Origin of the sequence: Pseudomonas zeae (assembly GCF_014268485.2) — a bacterium.
Lineage (GTDB): Bacteria > Pseudomonadota > Gammaproteobacteria > Pseudomonadales > Pseudomonadaceae > Aquipseudomonas > Aquipseudomonas neuropathica.
In genome coordinates this window covers 895,883-918,635 of sequence record NZ_CP077090.1, presented here as the reverse complement: position 1 = coordinate 918,635, position 22,753 = coordinate 895,883, and the positions used below count along the sequence as shown (strand labels likewise).

Below are 22,753 nucleotides of genomic sequence, written 5' to 3'. Positions count from 1 at the left end.
TTCATGATCCCACCACATGACGAATGACGTACACCGTTGCAAAACCGGCGAACATAAAGCACATCGTTGCAGTGATGGAGCGGGCTGACAGTCGAGAGATCCCGCAAACGCCATGACCGCTAGTACAGCCGGAACCGTAACGGGTTCCCACGCCGACGAGCAGCCCCGCAATAACCAGGGTCGGCCACCCTGCCCTAATCTCGATCTCCGGCAGCACGCTAAATACTCCCCACAATAAAGGCGCAAGCAGCAGACCAAGAAGAAACAGCGCCTTCTCGCTCCAGCCCTCACTGCCAAATTGCATCACGCTACCAATCAACCCACTGATCCCTGCGATGCGACCATTTGCGAGAACGAACAAGCTAGCCGCCAGGCCTATCAAGGCGCCTCCGCCTAATGAAGTCCAAGGCGTAAAATTGATCCAGTCAATGCTCATTTTGCGTTCCTGCACAGAAGTGCTGATAAAGGACATCGAGCGCCGCAAGCGCGGCAGGGCTGCGTAACCGGTAACAGACGTGCTTTTCTTAACGTGGCGTTTCCACCGATCTTTCCGACGTAAAATCACAAGCTGCTTAAAAAGTATGGGTCGTTGAACTGCTAGCAAACTCTTTATATCGCTCACGTTCAACTTACCTTGCGACATCTGGCGAAAAAGGATCAAGCAGTCATGATTTTCCAGCGCTTGAAGAAGCTGCTTGGAGGTATCAGCGCCAGTCCTCAAGTACCGAGCATAAATCATTTTTTCAGAATGGAAGCTCACGACAACCAAGCATCAGAACATCAACAATGAGCCCCTGCTTCTCATCGGAAACTGAGGTGGATTGTTTGCTGTGGTGGCTTCCAGCCGCTATTAGTGAAAGGGAGCTTGAAGAGGGCATGGAGATGATTTCGAGATTTGTTGTCGTTCCTGCAGTACCCACTGAAACGGGATGCATGCGCAACGGAACGCGCTTTTACTGCGAAACCGCACCTATAGGCTTCAACATTTATGACAACGAGGAAAAATTGCGACTGAAGGCCACCTATCAGACCAGAGTAGAGGCTGAGAATGAGTGTCAACGTCTCAACCTTGAGCGGCTGAAAGGTGTCTTTTCTGAACAGGAGCACATCGTGAAGGAAGACCTAATCAAGGTCGGTAAGCAGAGGCTAGATGGCTATTCCTAAGATGCTCTGATTCTTATGAGAGTGCGAAAGCAGATGCTTTACCTTGTGATGGCATTTAGCTGCGATGCCAGCTAGATTTGCTGATTTCTACGATCAAGGATGGATATGAAGAAGCTCATCGCAGTTATGGGGATATGTGCCGCACTTGGCGGTTGCGCTACTTCGCACTACACCGCAGGCCGAGACTTCCCTTCGGCCAGTGTGGCGAGCATCACCAAGGGTAAAACCACGACTGCTGAGTTGAAGTCGTTGTTTGGTGAGCCCTACGCCAAGAGTGCTGTCAGCGAGACTGACGAAAAGTGGATCTACACCTACACCAATGGCTCAGCCCATGCCCAAAGCTACGTGGTCACTATGAAGGTGACGACTACTGGCACTCAGAAGACCCTCGACGTCTTGATTCGAAATGACGTGGTCATCAACTACACGTTCAGCGAAGGCCCCGCTCCAGGCACTACCACTGCGACGAACTAAGTTCGCCACCTTGCCATTGGGCGACCCACCGCGCTCAGTACGTTGTTGATGGAGCAAGCTCATGGACAGAACATATGCCTTCGTGGATGAGTCTGGGAATTCCGACCTTGATACGTCAAAGGGAGGAAGCTCGGGCTTCTTCATCGTGTGCTCCATTCTGGTGGCAGAGAAAGACCTGGAAGCTGCTTATGCCCAAGCTGAAGCACTCCGCATGCGTCACTTTCAAACAGGTGAGATCAAATCCAGCAATCTAAAGCCGAAGGATTCAGATCGCCGTGCCCGAATCCTCAACGAGCTAGCTGAGCTGCCTTTCAAGCTCTATTTCACCGTCGTTGATAAGTCCCGAATTCACAAAGACGGCGGCCTCCGTATCAAAACCTCGTTCATAAAATACGTGAACGGGTTGCTCTATGAACGTTTGTTCCGCGCATATCCTGACCTCCAGATGATCGTAGACGAGCATGGTGGCCAGGAATTTCAGGAGAGCCTCAAAAGCTACGTTGCAGAACGATTCGTGGACGACCTCTTTGGCGATAAGGATGCCTTCCAGACGATGGCCAGTAAGGACAACGTTTTGGTTCAGGTTGCAGATTTTTTTGCTGGCTCAGTCGCTCAGATCTACGAAGAGAAAGCATCGGAAGAAGCAGTTATTGCCTACAAAAAGATCCTGCGCAGCCTGACTCTTGGAATGCTTGTGTGGCCATCCAAGTACCAGTCTCTTCTGCCACCGCCGACGGATGAATCTGGTTACGCAGACTACCAGGTACACCAAGAAGCTCTCCGCCAGGCCGACGGCTTTAGCGAGCGCGTTGGTAAGTACCCCAATGAAGATGAGCGACTGCAGCTAAGCATCTTGAGGTTCTTGAGATTCCAGAGCGAATTCGTCACCAAGGATTACGTGCTGACTACGGAAATCATGGCCCATCTAAAAGATAGCGGACTGGGAGAGGTCAATGGCCAGAGAATCCGCTCCAGTGGCATTGCCAAACTCCGCGATGCGGACGTCATCATCACAAGTGCGGCGAAGGGTTACAAAATTCCCCAGACACGTGCGGATATCAACGACTTCCTAGAGCGCGCATCCGGCATCGTCGTCCCTCTTCTCGAACGCGTTAAAAAAGCGCGCGATGTGTATCGGCTGAGTAGTCGAGGAGAATATGACATCGTCACTTCCGACCTTGCTGAGCTAGCCAGGCTGCTCGCCGCACTTGAGGCATTTGCGGATGACTGAGCTCGGTAATTACGACGAACCTCAGCGGGCTGCATTGATCCAGGATGAAATCCTAGAGATCTTGAAAGAAGCCAAGGTGCTTGCGCGTAGATTCTATCGCCTGACCGGCAAGCCGCTGGGCGTGACCGGCGAGGTCGCAGAGTACGAAGCTGCTACTAGGCTCGGCCTGTTACTACATCCTGCAAGGCAGGCAGGTTACGACGCTACAGAGACGCTGGAAGATGGCGTCGCGAGAATCCAGATAAAGGGCCGCTGCATCCTGAACCCACTAAAGATTACGGGCCGAATGGGGGCAATTGATCTACGACAACCCTTCGATACTGTGCTCTTGGTGCTGCTTGATTCTGAGTTCAACGCATTTGCAATGTACGAAGCGAGTCGTGCCAAGGTAGAGTCAGCACTGACCCTGCCTGGCTCGAAAGCCAGAAATGAACGGGGAGCGCTGGCGATTAGGCAATTCATGTCGATAGCTACCTTGCGCTGGGCTCGCCATGAGGCCAGCGAATCAGAGAATCTACTTCCCTCCTAGAATCGAGCGCTAGTGGTATGTTGCTCTGAGATACATATTTAATGTCCCCAATAAGGCACATTAACCATCATTTTTAGGCTTAATGGCCCTATTTGGGGACATTAAACTGAGCGAATAACGCGACCAATAATGACGTTGGCCCCTGCTGCGTGCACTAATACATCACCAGGGCAGAAGATCTCTTTGCCGATGCTGAAAGACAGGGAATCGCAGGCATAAGAAAGGAGCGGAAATGATCTATTTTTTCATTGAAGATAGTAATGAGAAGGTGAAGATAGGTCGGGCCAAGGACATCGAGCGCCGCAGAAAGGGCCTTCAAACCGGGAATCCGAGGAAGCTTTTACTTCTGGGTTGGATTCGTACAGATGATGACGTGCGACTGGAGAAGGAGATCCATCAGAACTTCTCTCACCTTCGTGGTACTGGCGAATGGTTCGATCTGGATCCTGCGGACATCTTGCCGATCCTCGAGCATTTCGGCATCGATGGCTTTGTCGGTACGACCGACGATTCTTTCGAAGTCATCGGCAATGATCGGGATGGCGTGCCCGAGTATCTCGGCGTCTGGAGTTGGGGCAACCTGGAATGGAACGAGTGCTGCCCTTTCTGCGGAAGCTTCTGCGGCATGCACTTTCAAGACGCGTCGAGTATGTACCACTGCCTAAACTGCGACACGCTTACCACCTTTGATTTCCTGAGTAATCAGGAGGAAGAGTGACAGCTCCCGAACCAGCTTTTGCATTGGTAATGCCGAGCTTGCTTTGATGGCTTTTGCTGTCCAGCATCAGGCCAGAATCAGGAGTTTCATCATGATTCTGACCCTCGCTCAATGAGTCGTGCTAGCTCGCTCTCGATCCAAACTCGGCAATCCATTTCTGCAGGGCTGTTACGTCGGCTTCAAAGACATCCAGCTCAAGAGCGCTGCTGGGCATCTCCTCAGACTGAGCATGCTCATACACCGAGTAGCGTGTCATCAAGTCATCAATAAATACGCAGTCGTCATTTGTTACCTTGGCGACCTTGTGTAGCTTGCCTTGAGTGTTGATTGCACGTCTGAAGCGGCCTACGACGTCTGCCAGCAAAATGTACTCAATCGTCTTCTCGACGATGATCCTGAAGTCACTGCAAGCGCTCTTGGCGAGCGACTCATAAGCCTCGACTTCGGCCTTCTCCTGGTGTTTTTTCAAGCGCGTAATCGTATTGTCGATCAACCCTCTGACAGCACTTTCAGGTCTCAGGTCTCGAGCGCTTGCAGTAGCGACGATGCCTGCAGTCTTCGCCATCCTCTGCAGTGACGTGAGTGTCGGCTTGATTGAAGACATCCCTGGAGTCTGCTCCCATTTCTTGGTAACAGCTTCTACTTGGGCTACAAGAGACAGTCGGTGGGTGAATATGATGACCTGCCTGGTCTGTGACAAAGACACGAGACGTTCGACAACCTTCTCTTCAAAGTCTTGGTCGAGTGAGGATATCGGGTCATCGAAAATGAACGGAGCCAACTGGTTTGATCCTGTCGTGTCCGCAAGGAACGCTGCGAGTGCGGCGATCCTGGTTTCACCCTCGCTCAAGATATATTCCAAGCCATGGGAGCCGTGCGCACCCACGAGATTTAAACCAAAGGTGATCTTGCCTTTGCCGCCCGATTTGCTTAGTGGAGCTATTGGAATTCGGTGGCCACCGAGTAGCTTCAATTCTTCGATGAATCGAGCTTGGTAACCAGCATCCAGTTCAGTTTTGGCCAAGTCATTTTTTTTGGTGGTCAGAGCGTTGGTGGCCGCTGAGCGTGAGGCTTTGTCTATCGCTGCGACTGCTATCAACCTAGCCCTTTCAGCGCTAATAGAGGTCTTGTTTTGTGAGAGCCACTGCTTGGCTTGAAGGTGCTGAACTCTGTCATGCATTGCTTGACGATGCTCATCCTTCAGCAGGGACGAAAGGCTCCCTTCTTCTGCAATCAAGTCTGCTGACTTGGTTGTAACCGCCTCGCTAATGCTCTTCCAGTCGAAAGCTGGCAAGGTGCCGACAGGGCTTCCCAGCACGATTTGATCGCGCCTCGCTTTGAGCATGCCAAGCCAAATGATCGCATCGGCTTCCTCGAAGCCCAGAGTGGACATGTGAACGATCCAGTCGGCTTGCCCTGGAAGAGTTGGCAACAGGTTTTTTTGATCAGTAAAACTCTTTTCAGCCTTCTTGGCGGCTGTCTCGAGGCCGTCAGTGACGAACTTCTCAAAACCAGCTAAGCGGGCTTTGGCATCCTCATCAAGGCTTTGATGGCAAAGCACGCAGCGTGAGTCAGCTGCAATGTTGGGAAACTGAGATTCTGTGTAGGCCGTGCCGTTGGAGTATGCGCGTGCGTATTCCCACATATCCTGCCAGGTTGCAGCGCCAACACCGTCGAGCTCGGCTTTACCGAAAATCGCTGCCGCCGCTTCTTGGCTCGAATTCCTGGCCTTAACAGCGGCGTTTTTCAGGGTCTCTAGCGTACCTGCCGTCGCAACGCTCAATCCCTGTTGAAGAGTGGACATTGCTGTTTCAATACTCTTCAGCGCAGTTTTTTCTTTGTTAATGCTCAGTAGCCGGCCTGCAATGTCCTTCTCTGCGAGTAGGGCCTCCTTCTCTATGCGCTCCCGATCAAGCAGATCTGTGTACAGACATTCCTTATCAATAATCGCGGCCGTGGTTGAACTCTTCAGGCCCTGAAGCCATTTTGCTTCGGCGGTGTGATTTAGCGTTTCTGGGATGGCGGGTAACGCTTTGCTGAGCAGTGATTTCTCTCTTGCAAGCTCTGCGCTAACAGCGTCCGCTGTGACGATCAGCGCGGATACAAACTTCATCCGGCTGGGCTCATAGCATGCCTCAGTCCTGCCCATGTATTGCTGGGCAGCCTTGCTATCGAACACCTGTGCATGTCGTAGAGCTTTGTGAGGCCCGCTTGGGATGTCCCAGTGAACATCCGCAGGCTTACCGTCAATGGACACCTTGAAGTGAGCACGGCAGGGCGTAGGCGTTGGATCAAAGACATTACCGCGTATATCGTCCTTGGATCGTGATCCGCAGATTTCCTTTAGTAGCCGTGCAAAACCGCTCTTGCCGGTTCCATTCTGCCCGTAGATCACCGAGAGATTGCTTTTGCCGAATGGGAGATTGGCGCCGGCCTTGATCGCGTTCAATCCATGAACATCAAGGATTTCTTCGATTCGAAGCAAAGGTCTATTGGCGACCTGCGATAAAGTGCCAGGGGTTACCGTCAGAAATCCTGGATCAGCTTCATCCTTAGCTTCGAGCTTGCAAAGCCTAGCTAGCGATTTAACTTCATCCTGGTTCAGCTGCCGCTTCAGGTCGATGATCATTCGAGCTGCTGTCTGCAGCCACTTGGGGCGCGAATTCAGCCATGCCTCGAAATCATCAGCTACTACTGGTGCTATCTCAATCTTCGACATGGCAAACCTACCTCAAGAGGGAATCCATGAGCGTAGGCACAAAGTGGCTTATTGCTATTATTTTTCCATTGAGCTGATTGCAGGATGTAACCGGAAAGGCAAAAAATGGTGCAAGCAACGCTTTCCAAGCTGCGCCGGCAGTACGATGAGGAAGGAACCCTTGGGCCGAAACCTTGCCCAGCCAGTATTCGTCTCACAACAGCCGCACGAGACTGAATCAAACCAAAGCTTTTTATATAATGATCCCGAAAAGGTACATTAAAGCGGCTTATGGTACTTAATGATCCCGAAAGGGTACATTAGGAGTGGCGCCGACTTGCGTAGCCTCAACTAAGCTACTGGCGTAAGACCACCTGCAACCTATACTAGAGGCTTTGTTGAACGACAGGTAGCAGCCATGTTAACTTTGGGCCAAATTCAAATGCGAGGATTCTCCACACTCTCCCCCAAAGGGGTCAAAGATTGGCTAAAACATTGTGCCACCTGTGAAAAAACTACTCAATGGAGCATGCTTGAAGTTCTTGCGATATTCGATGCATATCTCACCATTACCGAATTTAATCCGACCACTCTATGCTCGGACGATTTTGCTGGCCTAAGAGGTTTTCTGAGCACAGAGATGGGGTTTTCCGAAAAAGCTTCTAAAGGTATTACATCGCAGCTATGCGAACTGATTATCGCCATCGATGTTTTGAGTAAAGAAAAAATTTCATTGGCCCTCAAAAAGCCAGCACTTGAATGCAACGAAAAATATGCAGCACGTCAACCGTCTAAATCACAGCTGTTGATTTATAAATCTCTGTTCCCAACCATGGAACCGGGCGGCGTCGTATACGTGGATTTCGCCTCCCTTGGCTCCGCACTCAACGAATCATCATTACAATTTCTGAGTGGTTTGCTTTCAAAATACTTTGCTTCACTTAACATTGCGCATGCTGAAACTGATGCAGGTCTCATCATCGCATTAACGCAAGGCCTGCTGCATCAAAACCCTAGCCTCGACTTTGGCGATATCAGCCTCTCGCTGGCTAAATCAACGAGCTTCATTTCAGGTGCTCGCATCCATGCTGAATGGCAAATGCACAATGCAGGCTACTTCCGTGGGGACGCATATGAAAACTGGAAGCTCATATCAGGGGTAATCCTAAACTTCTTTGTAGCCAATAATATCCTACACCTGAGTAAAGCCGGTCGCCAACTGCTAGTTACTGACTAACTCAACGTTACGTTAAAATCCTGCGCTTAGCGTCAACTGCTTTTAACAGATACTCAATGGCATTCGTTTGTAACCGGAGAGCCTTACGGCATCGTGCTTCATCACGAGCGGAACTTGCAGACAAAGCTTCAGCTTGCAAATAGTCTATTTCGCACTTTAGATGAGTAATCATTTTATTGACAAGACGCTCACGCATACTAAATCCCTTAATAGAACATGGGTTGACGTCACTACGTTGCCGTGTGACATGGATTCATCGATTGCAGTATAGCCGCGATGAACGCTTTTGCTCGGCCTCGAGTGATCTCGTCCCCCTCGCATGACCTAGGCACACCAGAATCAAGGCAGAGCGTTCTGGCGAGTCCTATCTCGACCCGGAGACATTAGCCCAGGCGCAGCTATCAAGAGACATCGGCACGAGAAACCTTGTCCTTGCAGAGCCTCGGACTCAACCCTGCGGGAGGTCATCCACACCGGGGGACTCAGCCTCCTACAGAGGATCTGGCAAACCTTGGGCCTCTGGGCTGCAGTTACTACACCCAAAGCTGCTGTGCAGTTAGAGCGCCCTTGTGGAGCAATACGTGAAATCTGTAACATCACACTGATGGCACTCGGTGCCGGGTGAACAACTACCATGGAGAAAGGAATGTTCAGCTTCTTGAAGATTGTCGTAGGCGCAGGTGGAATCTTCGCAGCTCTGGGAGCTGCGATGCTCTACTCACTGTACGCCGGTTGGTTCAAGTCAGACTTGCTCAAAAGCTTGCCAAGCGAATCAATCTATAAGCTGTTTCTGTATTCCATTGGAAGCGGTGTCTTCTGCTTTGTATTATTAATAATTTTGCAAGCGTGTAGCAGAAAGCCTTCAATCATTACGAAGGCGGATAACGGGGGCACTGCGGTCACCTCCACGGGTAGCGGTAGCGTCACTGTACATAAGCCATGAGCTTCTTCCCACCTAAGCTTGAAGCTGAGGCAACACACGGTGGCATAGCAGTAGTCAACAACGGAAGCGGGCCTGTCACGATTGCAGCAACCACCGCTGCAATCTCATCCTTGCTCAATCCACTACTGATTAAAATTGTGTCAACTCACACCCCGTATGATGAGATCCCAGACGTGGAACTGGACTACCCTGGGGTCGATGAAAAAATCGAGTACAATAGGGTCTCGGTGTATTCAGAAGTCATCGTTGATAATGTGGGCTACATGGAGCTCATTGAAAATCTTATTTCGACTATCGATGACGAGGAACCTGGCGCACAAAAAAGATTCCTTTTCGCCATTAACCAGAAGTACAAATCTGCAAGGCGCGAATTATTCTTGAACCAGACTGAGCGCCCAGTTACGCCTGAGCAAAAACTCAATATAACTCGGATAGGCTCGGATGAACTCATACTGAAAGTCTCCGAACTTATCGTTGACATCAAAACCGGTTTCCATGGCGCCCCATCTGAGCTAGTTGATTGGGCCAGACAGCTTATAGTTTGCTATGGCTTCATCCACTGCAAGATATTGGAGCCGCCTAAATGATCATTCAAAATACCAGCTCCCCTCTTAAAAGCCTCTACATCATTGGTGGGCGGATACTAATAGTCTTAAAATCTAGTGATCTTGGCGCCATGAGCCCACTTGCGCTTCTTGAAAAATATCAAGAAAAATTTGATCGCGTTTCTTTTGCTTACATTCTGTATGCGCTCGACTGGCTTTACATCACTGGATGTGTAGAGCTCACGAAGCAAGGTGATATTTCTTTATGCAACTAATTAAGCTATCTGTATTTGATGGAAGCAAAGAGATACGCACCATCAACTTCAAAGAAGGACTGAACATAATTACCAACCTTGGCGAGACTGGTAACCAGATTGGCAAAAGTACATCGCTTCGAGCCTTGGCATTTTGTTTGGGCGGGAACTCCGAACCACTATGGAAAGACCCGGACAACGAAAAGGTAAACGAAGAAGTTAAAGGCTTTCTGACTAAAGGCGATGTAAAATTTGAGCTAATAGTGAAGATTGCTTCTATTACTCACACCATCACTCGAGTGCTCTCAATAAAAATAGGCGCCCGACGCGAGAGCATCACAGCCATCAGCACCATCGATGGTGTCACATATAAAAGCCGCGCAGCTTTCACTCGCGAACTGCCACGCCTTTTTGGATACACTAGAGAACATCCAAAGTTTAACTCAATAAGAAGCAAGTTCTTCAGAACCAATAGAGCCACGAGCAACAACACACTTAAATACCTGCACACATATACAAGCGACAATGATTACGACCTGATCTACGCCTACCTTTTTGATTTTGAGTTTATTGATTCCGTTCGCCAGATTAATCTAATTGAGCACCAAATACTCCTAGAAGACACTCGCATCAGGACATTGCTTGGGGGTATTTCTTTGGAAGGCCGCCAGGAACATCTTTATGAGATCGACTCAAAAATATCTGACCTTCAAGTAAAAGAGGATGAATATGACATCTTTGAATCTCAAAGCTATGCGATCTCACAACTCCGTGAATCTCGAAGAAGCGTAGCCGTTTTAACATCACGCATTGTTAATTTGGAAACAAAGCTTTACTACAATAAAAAAACAATTGATCGCTACAAGAACAGTTTAGTGGAGGTCAACGTAGATGAGATCACCTCCCTTTACAATGAAGCTAAATCATTAGTCCCAGACCTAAGCAAAACCCTAGAAGAAACAATCGATTTTCATAACTCGATCATGAGCCGTAAAGCTGCTTATGTCGAAGAAATGTCCATCGAGACGGCAGATGAGCTCGATAGCTTAAGATTGAGCCTAGGACGACTGCTGACTGAGGAAAAAAGCAAGGTTAAAGATCTTTCCAGAGATAGTCACTTCAGTGGTTTGATGCTGGTTGAAAAACAGATGCAAGACTTGCGAGAAGCTCGAGGCAGGCTTGCTTATGTCATAAGCGAGGTAGAGGTCTCTCGCAACAGGATTGCGGATTTGGAAACTACATCCGAAGACGTGAAGCGTAGTATTGCAGTCCACTACTCAGACCTAAACTCGAAGCTTGATGTTTTCAATGAGGCATATGCCGACATTACCAAAAGATTGTTCATTACCCACCATAACGAACTTCTAGTTTCCCCTGGGCAGAATGGCAAGGCAGATTTTACAATCGTCAACGAAGAACGCAATACTGGCGACGGCGTTCCTCGGGCTGCAGCTATGGCATTCGACATGTCCTATGTCTATTTCTTAAATAAGTTTAAATCAAAGCTTCCAGCATTTACCGTCCAAGACTATCTAGAAGTCGTCGATGAAGACAAGCTAATCAAGCTATTCAACTTCGCGAACGAGAAGAAAATTCAAACTGTGGTAGCCATATTGAATGACAAACTGGGTAGCTTTGACAAAAATTTTATTAAAGAAAACACTATCCTAGAACTGACGAAGGAAGAAAAGTTTTTCAAACTTTAGCGAAACCGCACCAGGCAAAGAAAAAAGGGGCGCAACGGCGCCCCTAGCATATTCAATCATCTGCCGAAGCTATTAATCTCCAATGCTCCAGCCAGAAGTAATTGGATATCGGCGGTCACGGCCAAAGCCACGCTCGGTCACACGCGGGCCAACTGCAGCCTGGCGCCGCTTGTACTCGTTCAGGTCGACCAAACGAATTACCTTCCTCACCACCTCCTTGTCGAAGCCCTTCTCGGTGATCGCATCGGCAGACAAATCCTGCTCGATGTACAGGCGAAGGATTTCATCAAGGACTGGGTATGGAGGCAGGGAATCTTCGTCCTTCTGATCAGGAGCAAGCTCAGCAGACGGTGGACGGTCAATGACGCGTTGCGGAATGACGTAGCCCAGGGTGTTGCGGTATTCACAGAGGCGGAATACTAAAGTCTTCGGCACATCCTTCAGGACGTCGTAGCCACCAGCCATGTCTCCGTACAAGGTCGCATACCCCACAGCCATCTCACTCTTATTACCGGTGGTCAGGACGAGATACCGCTTCTTGTTGGAGATCGCCATCAGCATCGTGCCGCGACACCGCGCCTGAAGGTTTTCCTCGGTGGTGTCCTTGCCCAGACCTTCGAACATTGGCGCAAGCGTAGATAGAAATGCTTCTACCATGGGTGCGATGGGCAGTACGCTGTACTTCACGCCCAGAATGTCGGCTTCTTCTTTCGCATCGTCCTGGCTCATTTGGGCAGTGTAGTGGTACGGCATCATCACGGCTTCGACGTTTTCTGCGTCCAGCGCATCAACAGCAACAGCAAGCACCAGCGCCGAGTCGATACCACCCGAAAGGCCCAGCACAACGCCTTTGAAGCCATTACGCTGCACGTAGTCCTTAACTCCGGCTACCAGTGCCTGGTAAACGCTGGCCTCAAGGCTCAGAAGTTCGGTGGTCTGAGCCGGAACCGGCACCAAGGCACCCTCCTTGATCTCAAACTCCGTTACGAAGAGTCCCTCTTCGAAAGCAGGGGCGCGCTGAGTGACCTTTCCGCCGCCATCCACCACAAAGCTATTGCCGTCAAAGACGAGCTCGTCCTGACCACCTACCTGGTTTACGTAGATCATCGGAATTGAGCATTCACTGGCGCGTTTGGCTAAGAGCTCTTCCCGCTCAGCCTGCTTCCCACGGTGAAACGGAGACGCATTGAGGGTGAGCATAATTTGAGCACCGGCATCACATGCCTGCTTAAGAGGCTCGGAGAACCAAATGTCCTCACAGATGGTTATACCGACCGGTACGCCGAAGAGCTCGACCACACAAGGGCCGCTGCCTGACTCAAAGTACCGCTTCTCGTCGAACACACGATAGTTGGGCAGACGCTGTTTGTTGTAGCGGGCGAGTTCTTCGCCGTCCGAGATTACGGCGCAGCTGTTATAGCGTGCCCCATCCTCGACCCATGGGAAGCCGATTACTGTAACGATGCCTTTAACTGCATTCTTAACTTGCTGCAGCGCCTTCTCGATGCGGCTCTGCATGCTGGAGCGAAGGAGCAAATCCTCTGGTGGATAACCACAAAGGGTCAGTTCAGGGAAAACGATGACTTGGGCGTTGAGGTCGTCGCGAGCCTTATGGGCTGCTTCAATGACCTTCTCGACGTTGCCGTACACATCCCCTACGCGGATGTTCAGCTGGGCCATTACCACTCTCAAACGTTGCTCCATGGTTCCTCCAGAAATGCCTAGATCGAGATCTGCAAGATGCAGCGCTGTCCTGACATCTGCGATCAAGGGAAGCATCATCGGAAGCCCCATGCTGAGCGATGGGCTATCGGACTACTGCTAGCCATTGCGGCTCATTGAACATGGGTCAGGGCTGCCCGGAGGGTCGCGAGCATCTTGCTAATAGGACATTATGCCCTATCCAAGCTGCGCTCCCTCGACCGAATTTGGGCGGAGTTGGGAGTCATGAAAATCGACCAGCTTCCATATTGGGCAGATGCAGAATGTGCACAATGGGGAAGTTAGTGATCGACCCCGGATCCACAGTGCATTGGGCACTATTTGGGGGGCAGGAAGGTGATGGGTTTCTTCACCAAGTTCGGTGACGGTGCCTGCGACCTGGCACCGCTCAGTGGTCTGGTGAAAAATCAGGTGCGGGCGATTGCGCGCAGCTTTGGTGCGCCGGAGTCGCTGGTCGAGAAAGTGCCCACGGCGGACCTTGAGGATTTGTCGCCGGGCAAACCTGATGAGGCTTCGCATGGCGTGACGTATGCCGAGATCGATGCGTTCCTGCACGGTGAACCGGTGCGTCAGGAAGCGTTCGACATCATCGTCGCGACCTACAACAAGACTCATCACAAACGCGTGATGCCGTTTGCGCCGTAAGCGCTGATGGAATGAAAAAGCCCGCTGAGGAGTGATCCTCAGCGGGCTTTTCTTTGGCCCAGACATCAGTTGATGCAGATGGCCCCTTCGCGAGCAGGCTCGCTCCCACATTGACGGCGCAAACCTGTGGGAGCGAGCCTGCTCGCGAAGAACGATAACGCGGTGGTCCTGATTACTTGACAGTAATCGTGCCTTTCATCATCGAGATGTGGCCAGGGAACGAGCAGAAGAAGCCGTAGCCGCCATCAGCAATCTTCGCTACGTCAAAGGTCAGCGAATCGGTTTCCTTGGCGCCGATGATCTTGGTATGAGCGATGATGCGTGCGTCACCTTCCGGCAGGTAGTTCTTGTCGATACCGGCGGCCAGGCCAGCGGTGGCGATCGGCTGCATGTCAGCTTCTTTGCTGATCACCAGGTTATGGCCCATGACATTCTTCGGCAGGTTGCCGGAGTGAGTCAGTTCGATAGTGAAAGTCTTGCAGCTCTTGTCGATTTCGATGGCTTTGGTGCTGAAGGACATCTGATCGGTGGAGTCAACGGTGGTTTTGCACTCGGCAGCCATCAATTGGCTGCTGGCCAGCGCCAGCAGGGATACCGCAACAACTTTGGAAAACATGGTGAATCTCCAAGGCAGGGTTAACAAAAACACGAATGATGGAAAGACTGCCTGAAATCTTCGCAAGTTCCTATGACTTGAGTCAAAAATTGTATACAACTTTCAGGCTATGACACTCATCGAAACAATCTAACGGCCAGATGCAACGGCCGGCCGTATGATCGGCGCATCTACTGAGACGGAGTGCCTGTCATGTTCTTTAACGGTCTGTTGTGCAGTTTGCTCGCCGCCTACGCCTGTGGCGCCAGCGGTACCTTTGAATCGCCTGAACGCGAAGTTTAGGCCTTGGATCGAGGCTTGCCAGCCATTACCCTGTGACGGATTGACCCAGGAGAAAGGCATGTCTCTGAAATCCGTTTGTGTATTTTGCGGTGCCAACGCCGGCACTGTTCCGGCCTACACCGAAGCCGCCGTCGCCCTTGGCCGGGCCTTGGCTGAACGCAAGTTGACCCTGGTCTACGGCGGTGGCGCCGTGGGTTTGATGGGCATTGTTGCTGACGCGGCGCTGGCTGCCGGCGGCGAAGTCATCGGGATCATCCCGCAAAGCCTGATGGACAAGGAAATCGGCCACAAAAGCCTGACGCGCCAGGAAGTGGTCGACGGCATGCACGCGCGCAAGGCACGCATGGCCGAGCTGAGCGACGCCTTCATCGCCCTGCCCGGCGGCCTAGGCACGCTGGAAGAGCTGTTCGAAGTCTGGACCTGGGGTCAGCTCGGCTACCACTGCAAGCCGCTGGGCCTGCTGGAAGTGAACGGCTTTTACAGCAAACTCACCGCTTTTCTTGACCATATCGTCGGCGAAGGCTTCGTTCGCGCGCCACACCGTGACATGCTGCAAGTGAGCGAATCAGCGCAAACGCTGCTCGATGCCCTGGATAACTGGAAGCCGACCGTCACGCCAAAATGGGTCGACCAAAAACCCGGCTAACCACGAGGCACCGATACAAGGCAGAATATGCGCCGCTCAACCTCACCTTCGACCCAAGAGGATCGCCCATGGCCAAACCCAATTACTCCTTCGCCAAACGTCAACGAGACCTGGCAAAGGAACAGAAGAAAGAGGAAAAGCTTCAGCGCAAGAAACAAACCGCTGAGGAAGCGGCACTGAACCCTGACGGTGAAGTGGCGACGCAAGATGATGTTGATGCAACCGAAGCGACTGAAACACCGAAAGATCAGGCGCCCGACGCCTGAACCCCACCGGGTTTGATCATCGAATCAGACCCTGCGGATTTGTGACGGGGCTGGCGGTTCCACTGCCGGCCCTCACAGCCCTTCCCCTCCCCAATACACCAAAATCCCCTGTGGGAGCGAGCCTGCTCGCGAAAGCGGTGTATCAGTGTAAATATTTGCTGCTGACACACCGCTATCGCGAGCAGGCTCACTCCTACAGTTTGATCGGCGTTAATCCAGGGGCATTACGGTGACGCGCACTTCCGGGTCATGATTGCCGCCGCCCAGAATCACCCCGCGCAACGGTGACACATCGGAAAAATCCCGCCCCCACGCCAGCGTGATGTGCTCCAGCGCCGGCTGCACATTGTTGGTCGGATCGAAATCCACCCAGCCCAGCACCGGACAAAACACCGACACCCAGGCATGCGACGCATCAGCGCCGATCAGGCGTGGTTGCCCCGGCGGTGGCTGGGTCAGCAGATAGCCGCTGATATAACGCGCTGCCAGCCCTCGCGAGCGCACGCACGCCAGCATCAGGTGAGCGAAGTCCTGACAGACCCCACGCCGCCGTTCCAGCACTTCCACCAGCGGTGTCGCCACCTGGGTCGCCTCGGCATCAAAGGTGAATTCACTGAAGATCTTCTGCATCAAGTCCTGCACACCCAGCAGCAACGGCCTGCCCGGCGGAAAACAACTTTGCGAAAACTCGACGAAGCTGCTTTTCAAATGCACGTAAGGGGACTGGAACCGGTAGCGACAAGCTTCGAGCAACTCAGCGGACAGCGGTTGACTGCTGTAGGTCAGCGCATCGCGGGTCAGCTCCCAGGCGGGCGACTGACTGAAGTCCAGCACCGGCCGCACCAGCACCTCAACAGTGAGCCGAGCATTGACCTGCAATTCATCGTGAGGCCGTTCGAAGGCCAGCCGGGTCAGCGGATTGCCAAACACGTCGAGCTCATCACGGCGGGCTGTCGGGTCCGGACTGATCAGCAATTGCTGTTCGGTACAACGCTGCCAATCGCATTTTCGCGGCCACAAGTGCGCCAGTTGCTGCGCCAGGGAAACCGGGCTGTCGTAGTGGTAACAGGTGTCGTGGAGGATCTGGTAGCGAGCATTCATCAGACGGACACCGTGCGCTGGCTGACATCATCGACATGGGCGAAATGGCGCAGGGCCAAGCGATCCGACACGTGCCCACTGGCCTCGGCAATCTCTTGCAGCAGATCCGCCAGACCGTTCAGCGCCGCTCGTACACTGGACTCACCGAACAATGGATTCTCCAGACAACCCAGATCGAACCGTGCCAGCCGCTCGACCAGTCGCGGCAATCCCGCTTCCCGCGGCGCGCCAAAATCATCGTTCAAACGTTTCAAGGTGCGGGTCACCAGTTTCAACTGGAACAACACCGCGTGCGGGTTCTGCTCGTCGAGCAGCAACAGGTCGAGCACCGGAATCAATTGCGCCACGGCCAGATAACGTGAGCGGTAGGTGATGCTGCTGTTGCCCAACTCCAGCAACCACTCCAGGCCTGCCTGATCGAAAGCACCGGCGCCACGCAGAAACGCCGCAAGGCTGCTGCTGAGAAACTGCAGTCGCTCGATGCGCCGGCCAATCATCAGAAAGCGCCAGCCTTCGTCGCGGGTCATGTCGTCGAGAGCAAACCCGGAAAGCGCCGCCAGCGACATCACCAGCCGGTTGAGGAAGTCCAGCAGTTCGCCGAAATCAGGCTCGTCGGTGTCCAGTTCCATCGCTTCGCGCTGCAACTCCACCAGCGCTTGCCAGTTCTCCCGCGAAAGCTTGCCGCGCACCTGCGAGGCCGCCCACTGCAAACGCTGCAGGTTGGAACGCAGGCTGAACGACCAGTCCTCACCGAGCAGCGCCGCCAACAGGCGCTCAGGGAGTTCACCTTCATCCGGCAGCAGCGTCAGCCGCTCACCGAGGTCGACCGCCGCCTGCAACGCTTGCGGGTCATCACCATCGACATAGCGCGCGAGCATGATCCGCAGCAGTCGCGCACTGTCGTCACAGCGTTCACAGTAACGGCCGAACCAGAACAGGTTTTCCACCACTCGCGAAGGCAGATACGGATCGCGCCGGACGAGGTCATGTACACCGACATTGCGCTGGGTTTTCCATTGTTCGCCGCTTGGCGGGCGATCACCGAGCACCCAAGTGTCCTTGCTGGCGCCACCGCGCTGCATTGATACCACTTCGGCATCAGCTTCGGCGGCCACCCGGGTCAAACCACCGGGAAGCACGCGATAACCCTCACCACTGGCCACGGCGTACATGCGCATGCCGATCGCCCGTGGTTGCAGTTGACCGTTTTCCGCCTGCCAGATCGGCGCGTGGGACAATTGAGCCAATTCTTGCGCCACATAAGCATAAGGACGCGCCTGCATGCGCTCGGCAAGCTCCTGACGCTTTTTTTCACTCAGATCACGGCCAAAGACCGGCGCGAAGCTCTGCGAAGGAAATGCTGGTTTGATCAGCAGTTCGGGCAGTTTTTCCAGGGCTTGGGCCAACACCGGCGCCTCACCGCACCACCACGTCGCGATCGACGGCAAAATCAGTTCTTCGCCAAACAGGTATTGGTTGATCTTCGGCAGAAAGCCCAGCAATCCCGGCGACTCCAGCACGCCGCTACCCAGCGCATTGGCGACCAGAACCCGCCCTTGGCGTACTGCCTCAAGCAACCCGGGAACGCCGAGTGCCGAGTCCGTGCGCAACTCCAGCGGATCGCAGAAATCATCATCGAGCCGGCGCATGATCGCATGCACCCGACGCAAACCACTGAGGGTTTTCAGGTAGACCGTGGCGTCGCGCACCGTCAGGTCACCGCCCTCGACCAGCGGATAACCGAGCTGCCGAGCCAGATACAAATGTTCGAAATAGCTTTCATTGAAGCGCCCCGGCGTGAGCAACACCACCAGCGGCGCGTCATCGTCACTGGGCGCTTGTCGCGCGAGGGTTTCCTGCAATGTGCGGAAAAATCCCGCCAGATGCTGCACCTTCAGATCCCGGTACAACTCGGGAAAGGCGCGCGACACGATGGTGCGGCTTTCCAGGGCATAACCGGCGCCGGATGGCGCTTGTGTGCGATCGGCAGTCACCCACCAGCGCCCGTCCGGTGTACGCGCCAGATCCACGGCGTACAGGTGCAGAAACGTCGCTTCCGGCAGCGCGACATGCTGACACGGCCAGAGAAAATTGTTGTGGCCGAACACCAGCTCTGCCGGCAACAAGCCTTCGCTGATCAGCCGCTGCGGCCCATACAAATCGGCCAGCACCGCATTGAGCAGTCGCGCACGCTGGGCGATACCTGCCGACAGTTGCTGCCATTCATCCGCAGCAATCACGTGGGGCAACAGATCCAGCTCCCATGGCCGATCAGCGCCCTTGGGATCGGCATAGACGTTATAAGTGACGCCGTTTTCCTGAATCTGCCGCGCCAGCAGTGCCTGACGCTGCAGCAGTTGCGCCGGCGTGCTGCGCTGCAACTGATCGACCAATCGCCGCCAGTGCGGGCGCACCGCGCCACTGCCGTCGAGCAGTTCGTGATAAGTGCCCGCCGTAAGCGGGTAGCGGTCTAGCAGGTCAGGCATGGAAAGCTCGGCAGACAGCAAGGAACGGTCAGACTAACGCAGGCACATGACGCGCGGATATACGAAAAATCCGCGTGTCGCGTAGGCCTTAGAAACGTCGCAAATCGATTGTCATCGGTAGCTCGTCACTGATTTCCACGTTGGGTATAGGAAGTTTCCCCGGCGTGTGTCCGACGCGGAAGAATCGCGCCATCCGCCGGCTCTCGGCTTCGTTGGCATTGACCGGCAACGTCTCGTAATTGCGCCCGCCCGGATGGGCAACATGGTACTGGCAACCGCCCAGCGAACGCCCCATCCAGGTATCGAGCAGGTCGAATACCAGCGGTGCGTGCACGGGTATTGTCGGTTGCAGACAGTTGGCCGGTTGCCACGCACGGTAACGCACACCCGCGACGAACTCGCCCACGCGCCCGGTCGGGTGCAACGGCACCGCGATGCCATTACAGGTCAGCAAATAACGCTGCGGCGGCAGCCCTTTGAGCTTGACCTGCAAACGCTCCAGAGATGAGTCGACGTAACGCACCGTGCCGCCTGCCGTGCCCTCCTCGCCCAGGACATGCCAAGGCTCCAGCGCCTGACGCAGCTCCAGTTCGATGCCGTTGACGGCGTAATCGCCGACCTTGGGAAAACGAAACTCCAGATGCGCTGCGAACCATTCGGCCCGCAGCGGATAACCGGCGTTGTTCAGTTCGACGATGACATCGGCGAAATCCTGTTCGATAAAGTGCGGCAGCAGGAAGCGGTCGTGCAGTTCAGTGCCCCAGCGCGCCAGTTTCGGCGGCGCATAAGGTTCGCGCCAAAACCGCGCGACCAGCGCCCGCAGCAACAACTGCTGGGCCAGGCTCATGCGCGCATGGGGCGGCATTTCAAAGGCACGCAACTCAAGCAAGCCGAGACGCCCGGTGGCGCCGTCCGGTGAATACAGTTTGTCGATGCAGAACTCGGCACGGTGCGTATTGCCGGTGACGTCGATCAGCAGGTTGCGCAGCAGTCGATCAACCAGCCACGGCGCGCATTCCTCGCCCGGCTCGGGCATCTGCGCAAAAGCGATTTCCAGTTCATATAAAGCATCATTACGCGCCTCATCGACACGCGGCGCCTGAGACGTCGGGCCAATGAACAAGCCGGAAAACAGATACGACAACGATGGATGGTTGTGCCAGTAACCGATCAGGCTGCGCAGCAGATCCGGGCGGCGCAGAAACGGTGAGTCCGCCGGCGTCGCACCACCGAGAACGAAATGGTTGCCGCCGCCGGTGCCGGTGTGACGACCGTCGATCATGAATTTCTCGGTGGTCAGGCGGGTCTGGCGCGCCTCTTCATAGAGAAATTCGGTGCGTTCGACCAACTCGTCCCAAGTCGCCGACGGCTGCACATTGACCTCGATCACACCCGGGTCGGGGGTGATGCGGAAATTGCTCAGACGCGGATCGCTCGGCGGCTCATAGCCTTCCAGCAGCACCGGGCAATGCAGCTCTTCGGCGGTGGCTTCGATGGCGGCCACCAGTTCCAGATAATCCTCAACCCGCTCCAGCGGCGGCATGAACAGGTACAAACGCCCCTCGCGCGCCTCGGCGCAGAATGCAGTGCGGGTCAGCCAGTCGGCGGATTCGTCGATTTTCGGCACGCGTTCGTCAGTCGTGGCAGGTTCGCCATGACTGTTGAGCTGCGCGGTTTCCGGCAGCTCAGGGAAGTCCTGATTCGGATCCTGAGGATGAATGAACGGATACTCGGCGGCCTTCACCCACGGCTGCGACCCCAACGGCAGGCGATAGCCCAACGGCGAATCCCCCGGCACCAGTCGGCAATGCTCGTCACGCAGGTACCAGCGCCCGCTCTGCCATTGATCACCCTTAGCGGTGCGCGCCAGCGGCAATACCTGGCCGATCACCTTGTTCAGGCCCTGACTGAAGACCTTGCGCAGGCGTGCGCGCTCCAGCGGTTCCTCAAGACGTGAATCTTCGGCGCTGACATTGCTCGGCAACGTGCCCTCGCGCCAGAGGTAGTAGAAATTGTCTTCGTAGGCCGGGAAGACAAAACGTGTAGGCAATTTCAGGCGCTCGGCGACACTGGCGAGGAAGCGTCCGGCCAGCTCGCCATCCGCTCCGTAGTCCTGCTGCTCATCGGCAATCAGTGCGTTGTTGTGCCAGATCGGCACACCGTCGCGACGCCAATAGCAATTGAGCGACCAGCGCGGCAGTTGCTCGCCGGGATACCACTTGCCCTGGCCGAAATGCACCAGACCTTGCGGCGCGTAATGCGTGCGCATGCGCTGGAACAGTTCAGCGGAAAGTCGCCGCTTGGCCGGCCCCAGCGCGGCGGTGTTCCACTCGGCGCCATCCGGGTCATCGATGGAAACGAAGGTCGGCTCGCCGCCCATGGTCAGGCGCACATCATCCACCAGCAGATCGGCATCGATCTGACGTCCCAGCGCCTGAATCGCCAGCCATTGCTCATCGGTGTAGGGCTTGGTGACGCGCGGCGCCTCCCAGATCCGCTCCACCGACATTTCATGGCTGAACTCACATTCGCATGGCTCGACCAAGCCACTGATCGGTGCCGCCGAGGACGGATCGGGACTACACGCCAACGGGATATGCCCTTCGCCGGCGAACAGCCCGGACGTGGCGTCCAGGCCGATCCAGCCAGCGCCAGGCAAATACACCTCGCACCAGGCGTGCAGGTCAGTGAAATCGACTTCAGTGCCGGACGGGCCATCGAGGCTTTTCACGTCGGCGGTCAGTTGAATCAGATAACCGGAGACAAACCGCGCGGCCAACCCGAGGTTGCGCAGCAGTTGCACCAGCAACCACGCCGAATCGCGGCATGAACCGGAGGCGTGCTCAAGGGTGTGTTCCGGGGTCTGCACGCCCGGTTCCATGCGAATCAGGTAGCCGATGTCTTCGCTCAAGCGCTGGTTGAGCGCCACAAGGAAGTCCACCGCCGGCAGCGGCGTGCGGTCGATGGCGTCCAGATAGGCTTTGAATTTCGGCGTCAGCGGCAGGGTTTCGAGGTACGGCGCCAGTTCCTTGCGCTCATCGGCGGCGTAGGAGAAAGGGATTTTCTCGGCGTAGGGTTCGAGGAAGAAGTCGAACGGGTTGAACACCGCCATTTCGGCGAGCAGATCGACCTCGATGCGCAACTCATTGGTTTTCTCGGGAAACACCAATCGCGCGAGGTAGTTGCCCTGCGGGTCTTGCTGCCAGTTGATGAAATGCTGCTCGGGCGAGACTTTCAGGGCATACGACAGAATCCGCGTGCGGCTGTGGGCAGCCGGGCGCAGACGTACGATCTGCGGGCCGAGTTCGACAGCGCGGTCATAGCGGTAATGCGTGACGTGATGCAATGCGACATGAATCGACACGGCGTGCCTCCTGCGAGCCTAAGCGTATTCGAAAGCGCGCAAGACTTATGCCATGCAGAGGCTTGGGCGCTTTCCCGGAATGCTTAGGGCAGTACAGCACCAAAATCGGGCGATGCGGGGAAATGG

Annotated in this window: 18 protein-coding genes and 1 pseudogene; 12 read left to right on the top strand and 7 right to left on the bottom strand. The window is 54.4% G+C overall.

What is annotated here, in order from left to right; all coding sequences use genetic code 11:
• Position 1 precedes the first annotated feature (1 nt).
• A complete protein-coding gene (locus tag HU754_RS03950; RefSeq protein ID WP_099759473.1) occupies positions 2–436 on the bottom strand; it encodes a YeeE/YedE family protein in 435 nt (144 codons plus the stop codon).
• Positions 437–786: 350 nt separating this feature from the next.
• Between HU754_RS03950 and HU754_RS29345 the strand changes: the two genes are divergently transcribed.
• The 5 genes from HU754_RS29345 (at position 787) to HU754_RS03920 (ending at position 4,116) form a co-directional block, all read left to right on the top strand.
• Positions 787–1,164, top strand: coding sequence for a hypothetical protein (locus HU754_RS29345; protein ID WP_225919959.1), 378 nt, complete (start codon positions 787–789; stop codon positions 1,162–1,164).
• Positions 1,165–1,269: 105 nt separating this feature from the next.
• Positions 1,270–1,638: a hypothetical protein gene (locus tag HU754_RS03935; protein WP_053123229.1), complete on the top strand. Its 369-nt coding sequence runs from the start codon at positions 1,270–1,272 to the stop codon at positions 1,636–1,638.
• Between the two features lie 61 nt (positions 1,639–1,699).
• Positions 1,700–2,869, top strand: a complete 1,170-nt coding sequence (locus HU754_RS03930; protein WP_186621091.1) for a DUF3800 domain-containing protein — start codon at positions 1,700–1,702, stop codon at positions 2,867–2,869.
• Positions 2,862–3,398, top strand: coding sequence for a hypothetical protein (locus HU754_RS03925; protein ID WP_186621093.1), 537 nt, complete (start codon positions 2,862–2,864; stop codon positions 3,396–3,398). The genes HU754_RS03930 and HU754_RS03925 overlap by 8 nt, the downstream gene beginning before the upstream one ends.
• A 232-nt stretch (positions 3,399–3,630) precedes the next feature.
• A complete protein-coding gene (locus HU754_RS03920) occupies positions 3,631–4,116 on the top strand; it encodes a GIY-YIG nuclease family protein (RefSeq protein ID WP_186621095.1) in 486 nt (161 codons plus the stop codon).
• Between the two features lie 121 nt (positions 4,117–4,237).
• Here the strand turns inward: HU754_RS03920 and HU754_RS03915 are convergent, their stop codons facing one another.
• Positions 4,238–6,835: an AAA family ATPase gene (locus HU754_RS03915; protein WP_186621097.1), complete on the bottom strand. Its 2,598-nt coding sequence runs from the start codon at positions 6,833–6,835 to the stop codon at positions 4,238–4,240.
• Positions 6,836–7,232: 397 nt separating this feature from the next.
• On the opposite strand from HU754_RS03915, the gene HU754_RS03910 reads away from it, so the two are divergent.
• From HU754_RS03910 to HU754_RS03895, 4 genes are all read left to right on the top strand, one after another.
• Complete coding sequence (locus HU754_RS03910) at positions 7,233–8,051, top strand: hypothetical protein (protein ID WP_186621099.1); 819 nt, start codon at positions 7,233–7,235, stop codon at positions 8,049–8,051.
• Positions 8,052–8,990: 939 nt separating this feature from the next.
• A complete protein-coding gene (locus HU754_RS03905; protein WP_060765755.1) occupies positions 8,991–9,581 on the top strand; it encodes a hypothetical protein in 591 nt (196 codons plus the stop codon).
• Complete coding sequence (locus HU754_RS03900; protein ID WP_186621101.1) at positions 9,578–9,814, top strand: ABC-three component system middle component 6; 237 nt, start codon at positions 9,578–9,580, stop codon at positions 9,812–9,814. Before HU754_RS03905 ends, HU754_RS03900 begins: the two co-directional genes overlap by 4 nt.
• Positions 9,805–11,499 carry a DUF2326 domain-containing protein gene (locus tag HU754_RS03895; protein ID WP_186621103.1) on the top strand — a complete coding sequence of 565 codons (1,695 nt, stop codon included), beginning with the start codon at positions 9,805–9,807 and terminating at the stop codon, positions 11,497–11,499. The genes HU754_RS03900 and HU754_RS03895 overlap by 10 nt, the downstream gene beginning before the upstream one ends.
• Positions 11,500–11,571: 72 nt before the next feature.
• Here the strand turns inward: HU754_RS03895 and HU754_RS03890 are convergent, their stop codons facing one another.
• Positions 11,572–13,203, bottom strand: a complete 1,632-nt coding sequence (locus tag HU754_RS03890; protein WP_186621134.1) for an NAD+ synthase — start codon at positions 13,201–13,203, stop codon at positions 11,572–11,574.
• Between the two features lie 351 nt (positions 13,204–13,554).
• Here HU754_RS03890 and nadE point away from each other — a divergent pair.
• A pseudogene (gene nadE / locus HU754_RS03885) lies at positions 13,555–13,866 on the top strand (NAD(+) synthase); the annotation flags it as partial.
• 172 nt (positions 13,867–14,038) lie between these two features.
• Here nadE and azu read toward each other — a convergent pair.
• The gene (gene azu / locus HU754_RS03880; RefSeq protein WP_095047311.1) at positions 14,039–14,482 is read right to left on the bottom strand and encodes an azurin; all 444 of its coding nucleotides are present in this window, start codon (positions 14,480–14,482) and stop codon (positions 14,039–14,041) included.
• Between the two features lie 340 nt (positions 14,483–14,822).
• Here azu and HU754_RS03875 point away from each other — a divergent pair, with 340 nt between their 5' ends.
• Both HU754_RS03875 and HU754_RS03870 read left to right on the top strand, forming a co-directional pair.
• Complete coding sequence (locus tag HU754_RS03875; RefSeq protein ID WP_186621105.1) at positions 14,823–15,410, top strand: cytokinin riboside 5'-monophosphate phosphoribohydrolase; 588 nt, start codon at positions 14,823–14,825, stop codon at positions 15,408–15,410.
• A 68-nt stretch (positions 15,411–15,478) separates the two neighbouring features.
• The gene (locus HU754_RS03870; protein WP_095047310.1) at positions 15,479–15,676 is read left to right on the top strand and encodes a hypothetical protein; all 198 of its coding nucleotides are present in this window, start codon (positions 15,479–15,481) and stop codon (positions 15,674–15,676) included.
• A gap of 210 nt (positions 15,677–15,886) precedes the next feature.
• Here the strand turns inward: HU754_RS03870 and HU754_RS03865 are convergent, their stop codons facing one another.
• The 3 genes from HU754_RS03865 to HU754_RS03855 form a co-directional block, all read right to left on the bottom strand.
• Entirely contained in the window at positions 15,887–16,777 is an 891-nt protein-coding gene (locus HU754_RS03865; protein ID WP_186621107.1) for a transglutaminase family protein, read from the bottom strand.
• Positions 16,777–19,263, bottom strand: coding sequence for a circularly permuted type 2 ATP-grasp protein (locus HU754_RS03860; RefSeq protein WP_186621109.1), 2,487 nt, complete (start codon positions 19,261–19,263; stop codon positions 16,777–16,779). The genes HU754_RS03865 and HU754_RS03860 overlap by 1 nt, the downstream gene beginning before the upstream one ends.
• Positions 19,264–19,351: 88 nt before the next feature.
• Positions 19,352–22,627 carry a transglutaminase family protein gene (locus HU754_RS03855; protein WP_186621111.1) on the bottom strand — a complete coding sequence of 1,092 codons (3,276 nt, stop codon included), beginning with the start codon at positions 22,625–22,627 and terminating at the stop codon, positions 19,352–19,354.
• Between the last annotated feature and the right edge of the window lie 126 nt (positions 22,628–22,753).

Bases quoted from the DNA above. Each gene is read 5' to 3' on its own strand.
- HU754_RS29345 (WP_225919959.1), top strand. From the start codon at position 787: ATGAGCCCCTGCTTCTCATCGGAAACTGAGGTGGATTGTTTGCTGTGG.
- HU754_RS03925 (WP_186621093.1), top strand. From the start codon at position 2,862: ATGACTGAGCTCGGTAATTACGACGAACCTCAGCGGGCTGCATTGATC.
- HU754_RS03930 (WP_186621091.1), top strand. From the start codon at position 1,700: ATGGACAGAACATATGCCTTCGTGGATGAGTCTGGGAATTCCGACCTT.
- HU754_RS03870 (WP_095047310.1), top strand. From the start codon at position 15,479: ATGGCCAAACCCAATTACTCCTTCGCCAAACGTCAACGAGACCTGGCA.
- HU754_RS03915 (WP_186621097.1), bottom strand. From the start codon at position 6,835: ATGTCGAAGATTGAGATAGCACCAGTAGTAGCTGATGATTTCGAGGCA.
- HU754_RS03920 (WP_186621095.1), top strand. From the start codon at position 3,631: ATGATCTATTTTTTCATTGAAGATAGTAATGAGAAGGTGAAGATAGGT.
- HU754_RS03895 (WP_186621103.1), top strand. From the start codon at position 9,805: ATGCAACTAATTAAGCTATCTGTATTTGATGGAAGCAAAGAGATACGC.
- HU754_RS03890 (WP_186621134.1), bottom strand. From the start codon at position 13,203: ATGGAGCAACGTTTGAGAGTGGTAATGGCCCAGCTGAACATCCGCGTA.
- azu (WP_095047311.1), bottom strand. From the start codon at position 14,482: ATGTTTTCCAAAGTTGTTGCGGTATCCCTGCTGGCGCTGGCCAGCAGC.
- HU754_RS03910 (WP_186621099.1), top strand. From the start codon at position 7,233: ATGTTAACTTTGGGCCAAATTCAAATGCGAGGATTCTCCACACTCTCC.
- HU754_RS03950 (WP_099759473.1), bottom strand. From the start codon at position 436: ATGAGCATTGACTGGATCAATTTTACGCCTTGGACTTCATTAGGCGGA.
- HU754_RS03875 (WP_186621105.1), top strand. From the start codon at position 14,823: ATGTCTCTGAAATCCGTTTGTGTATTTTGCGGTGCCAACGCCGGCACT.
- HU754_RS03900 (WP_186621101.1), top strand. From the start codon at position 9,578: ATGATCATTCAAAATACCAGCTCCCCTCTTAAAAGCCTCTACATCATT.
- HU754_RS03935 (WP_053123229.1), top strand. From the start codon at position 1,270: ATGAAGAAGCTCATCGCAGTTATGGGGATATGTGCCGCACTTGGCGGT.
- HU754_RS03905 (WP_060765755.1), top strand. From the start codon at position 8,991: ATGAGCTTCTTCCCACCTAAGCTTGAAGCTGAGGCAACACACGGTGGC.
- HU754_RS03865 (WP_186621107.1), bottom strand. From the start codon at position 16,777: ATGAATGCTCGCTACCAGATCCTCCACGACACCTGTTACCACTACGAC.
- HU754_RS03860 (WP_186621109.1), bottom strand. From the start codon at position 19,263: ATGCCTGACCTGCTAGACCGCTACCCGCTTACGGCGGGCACTTATCAC.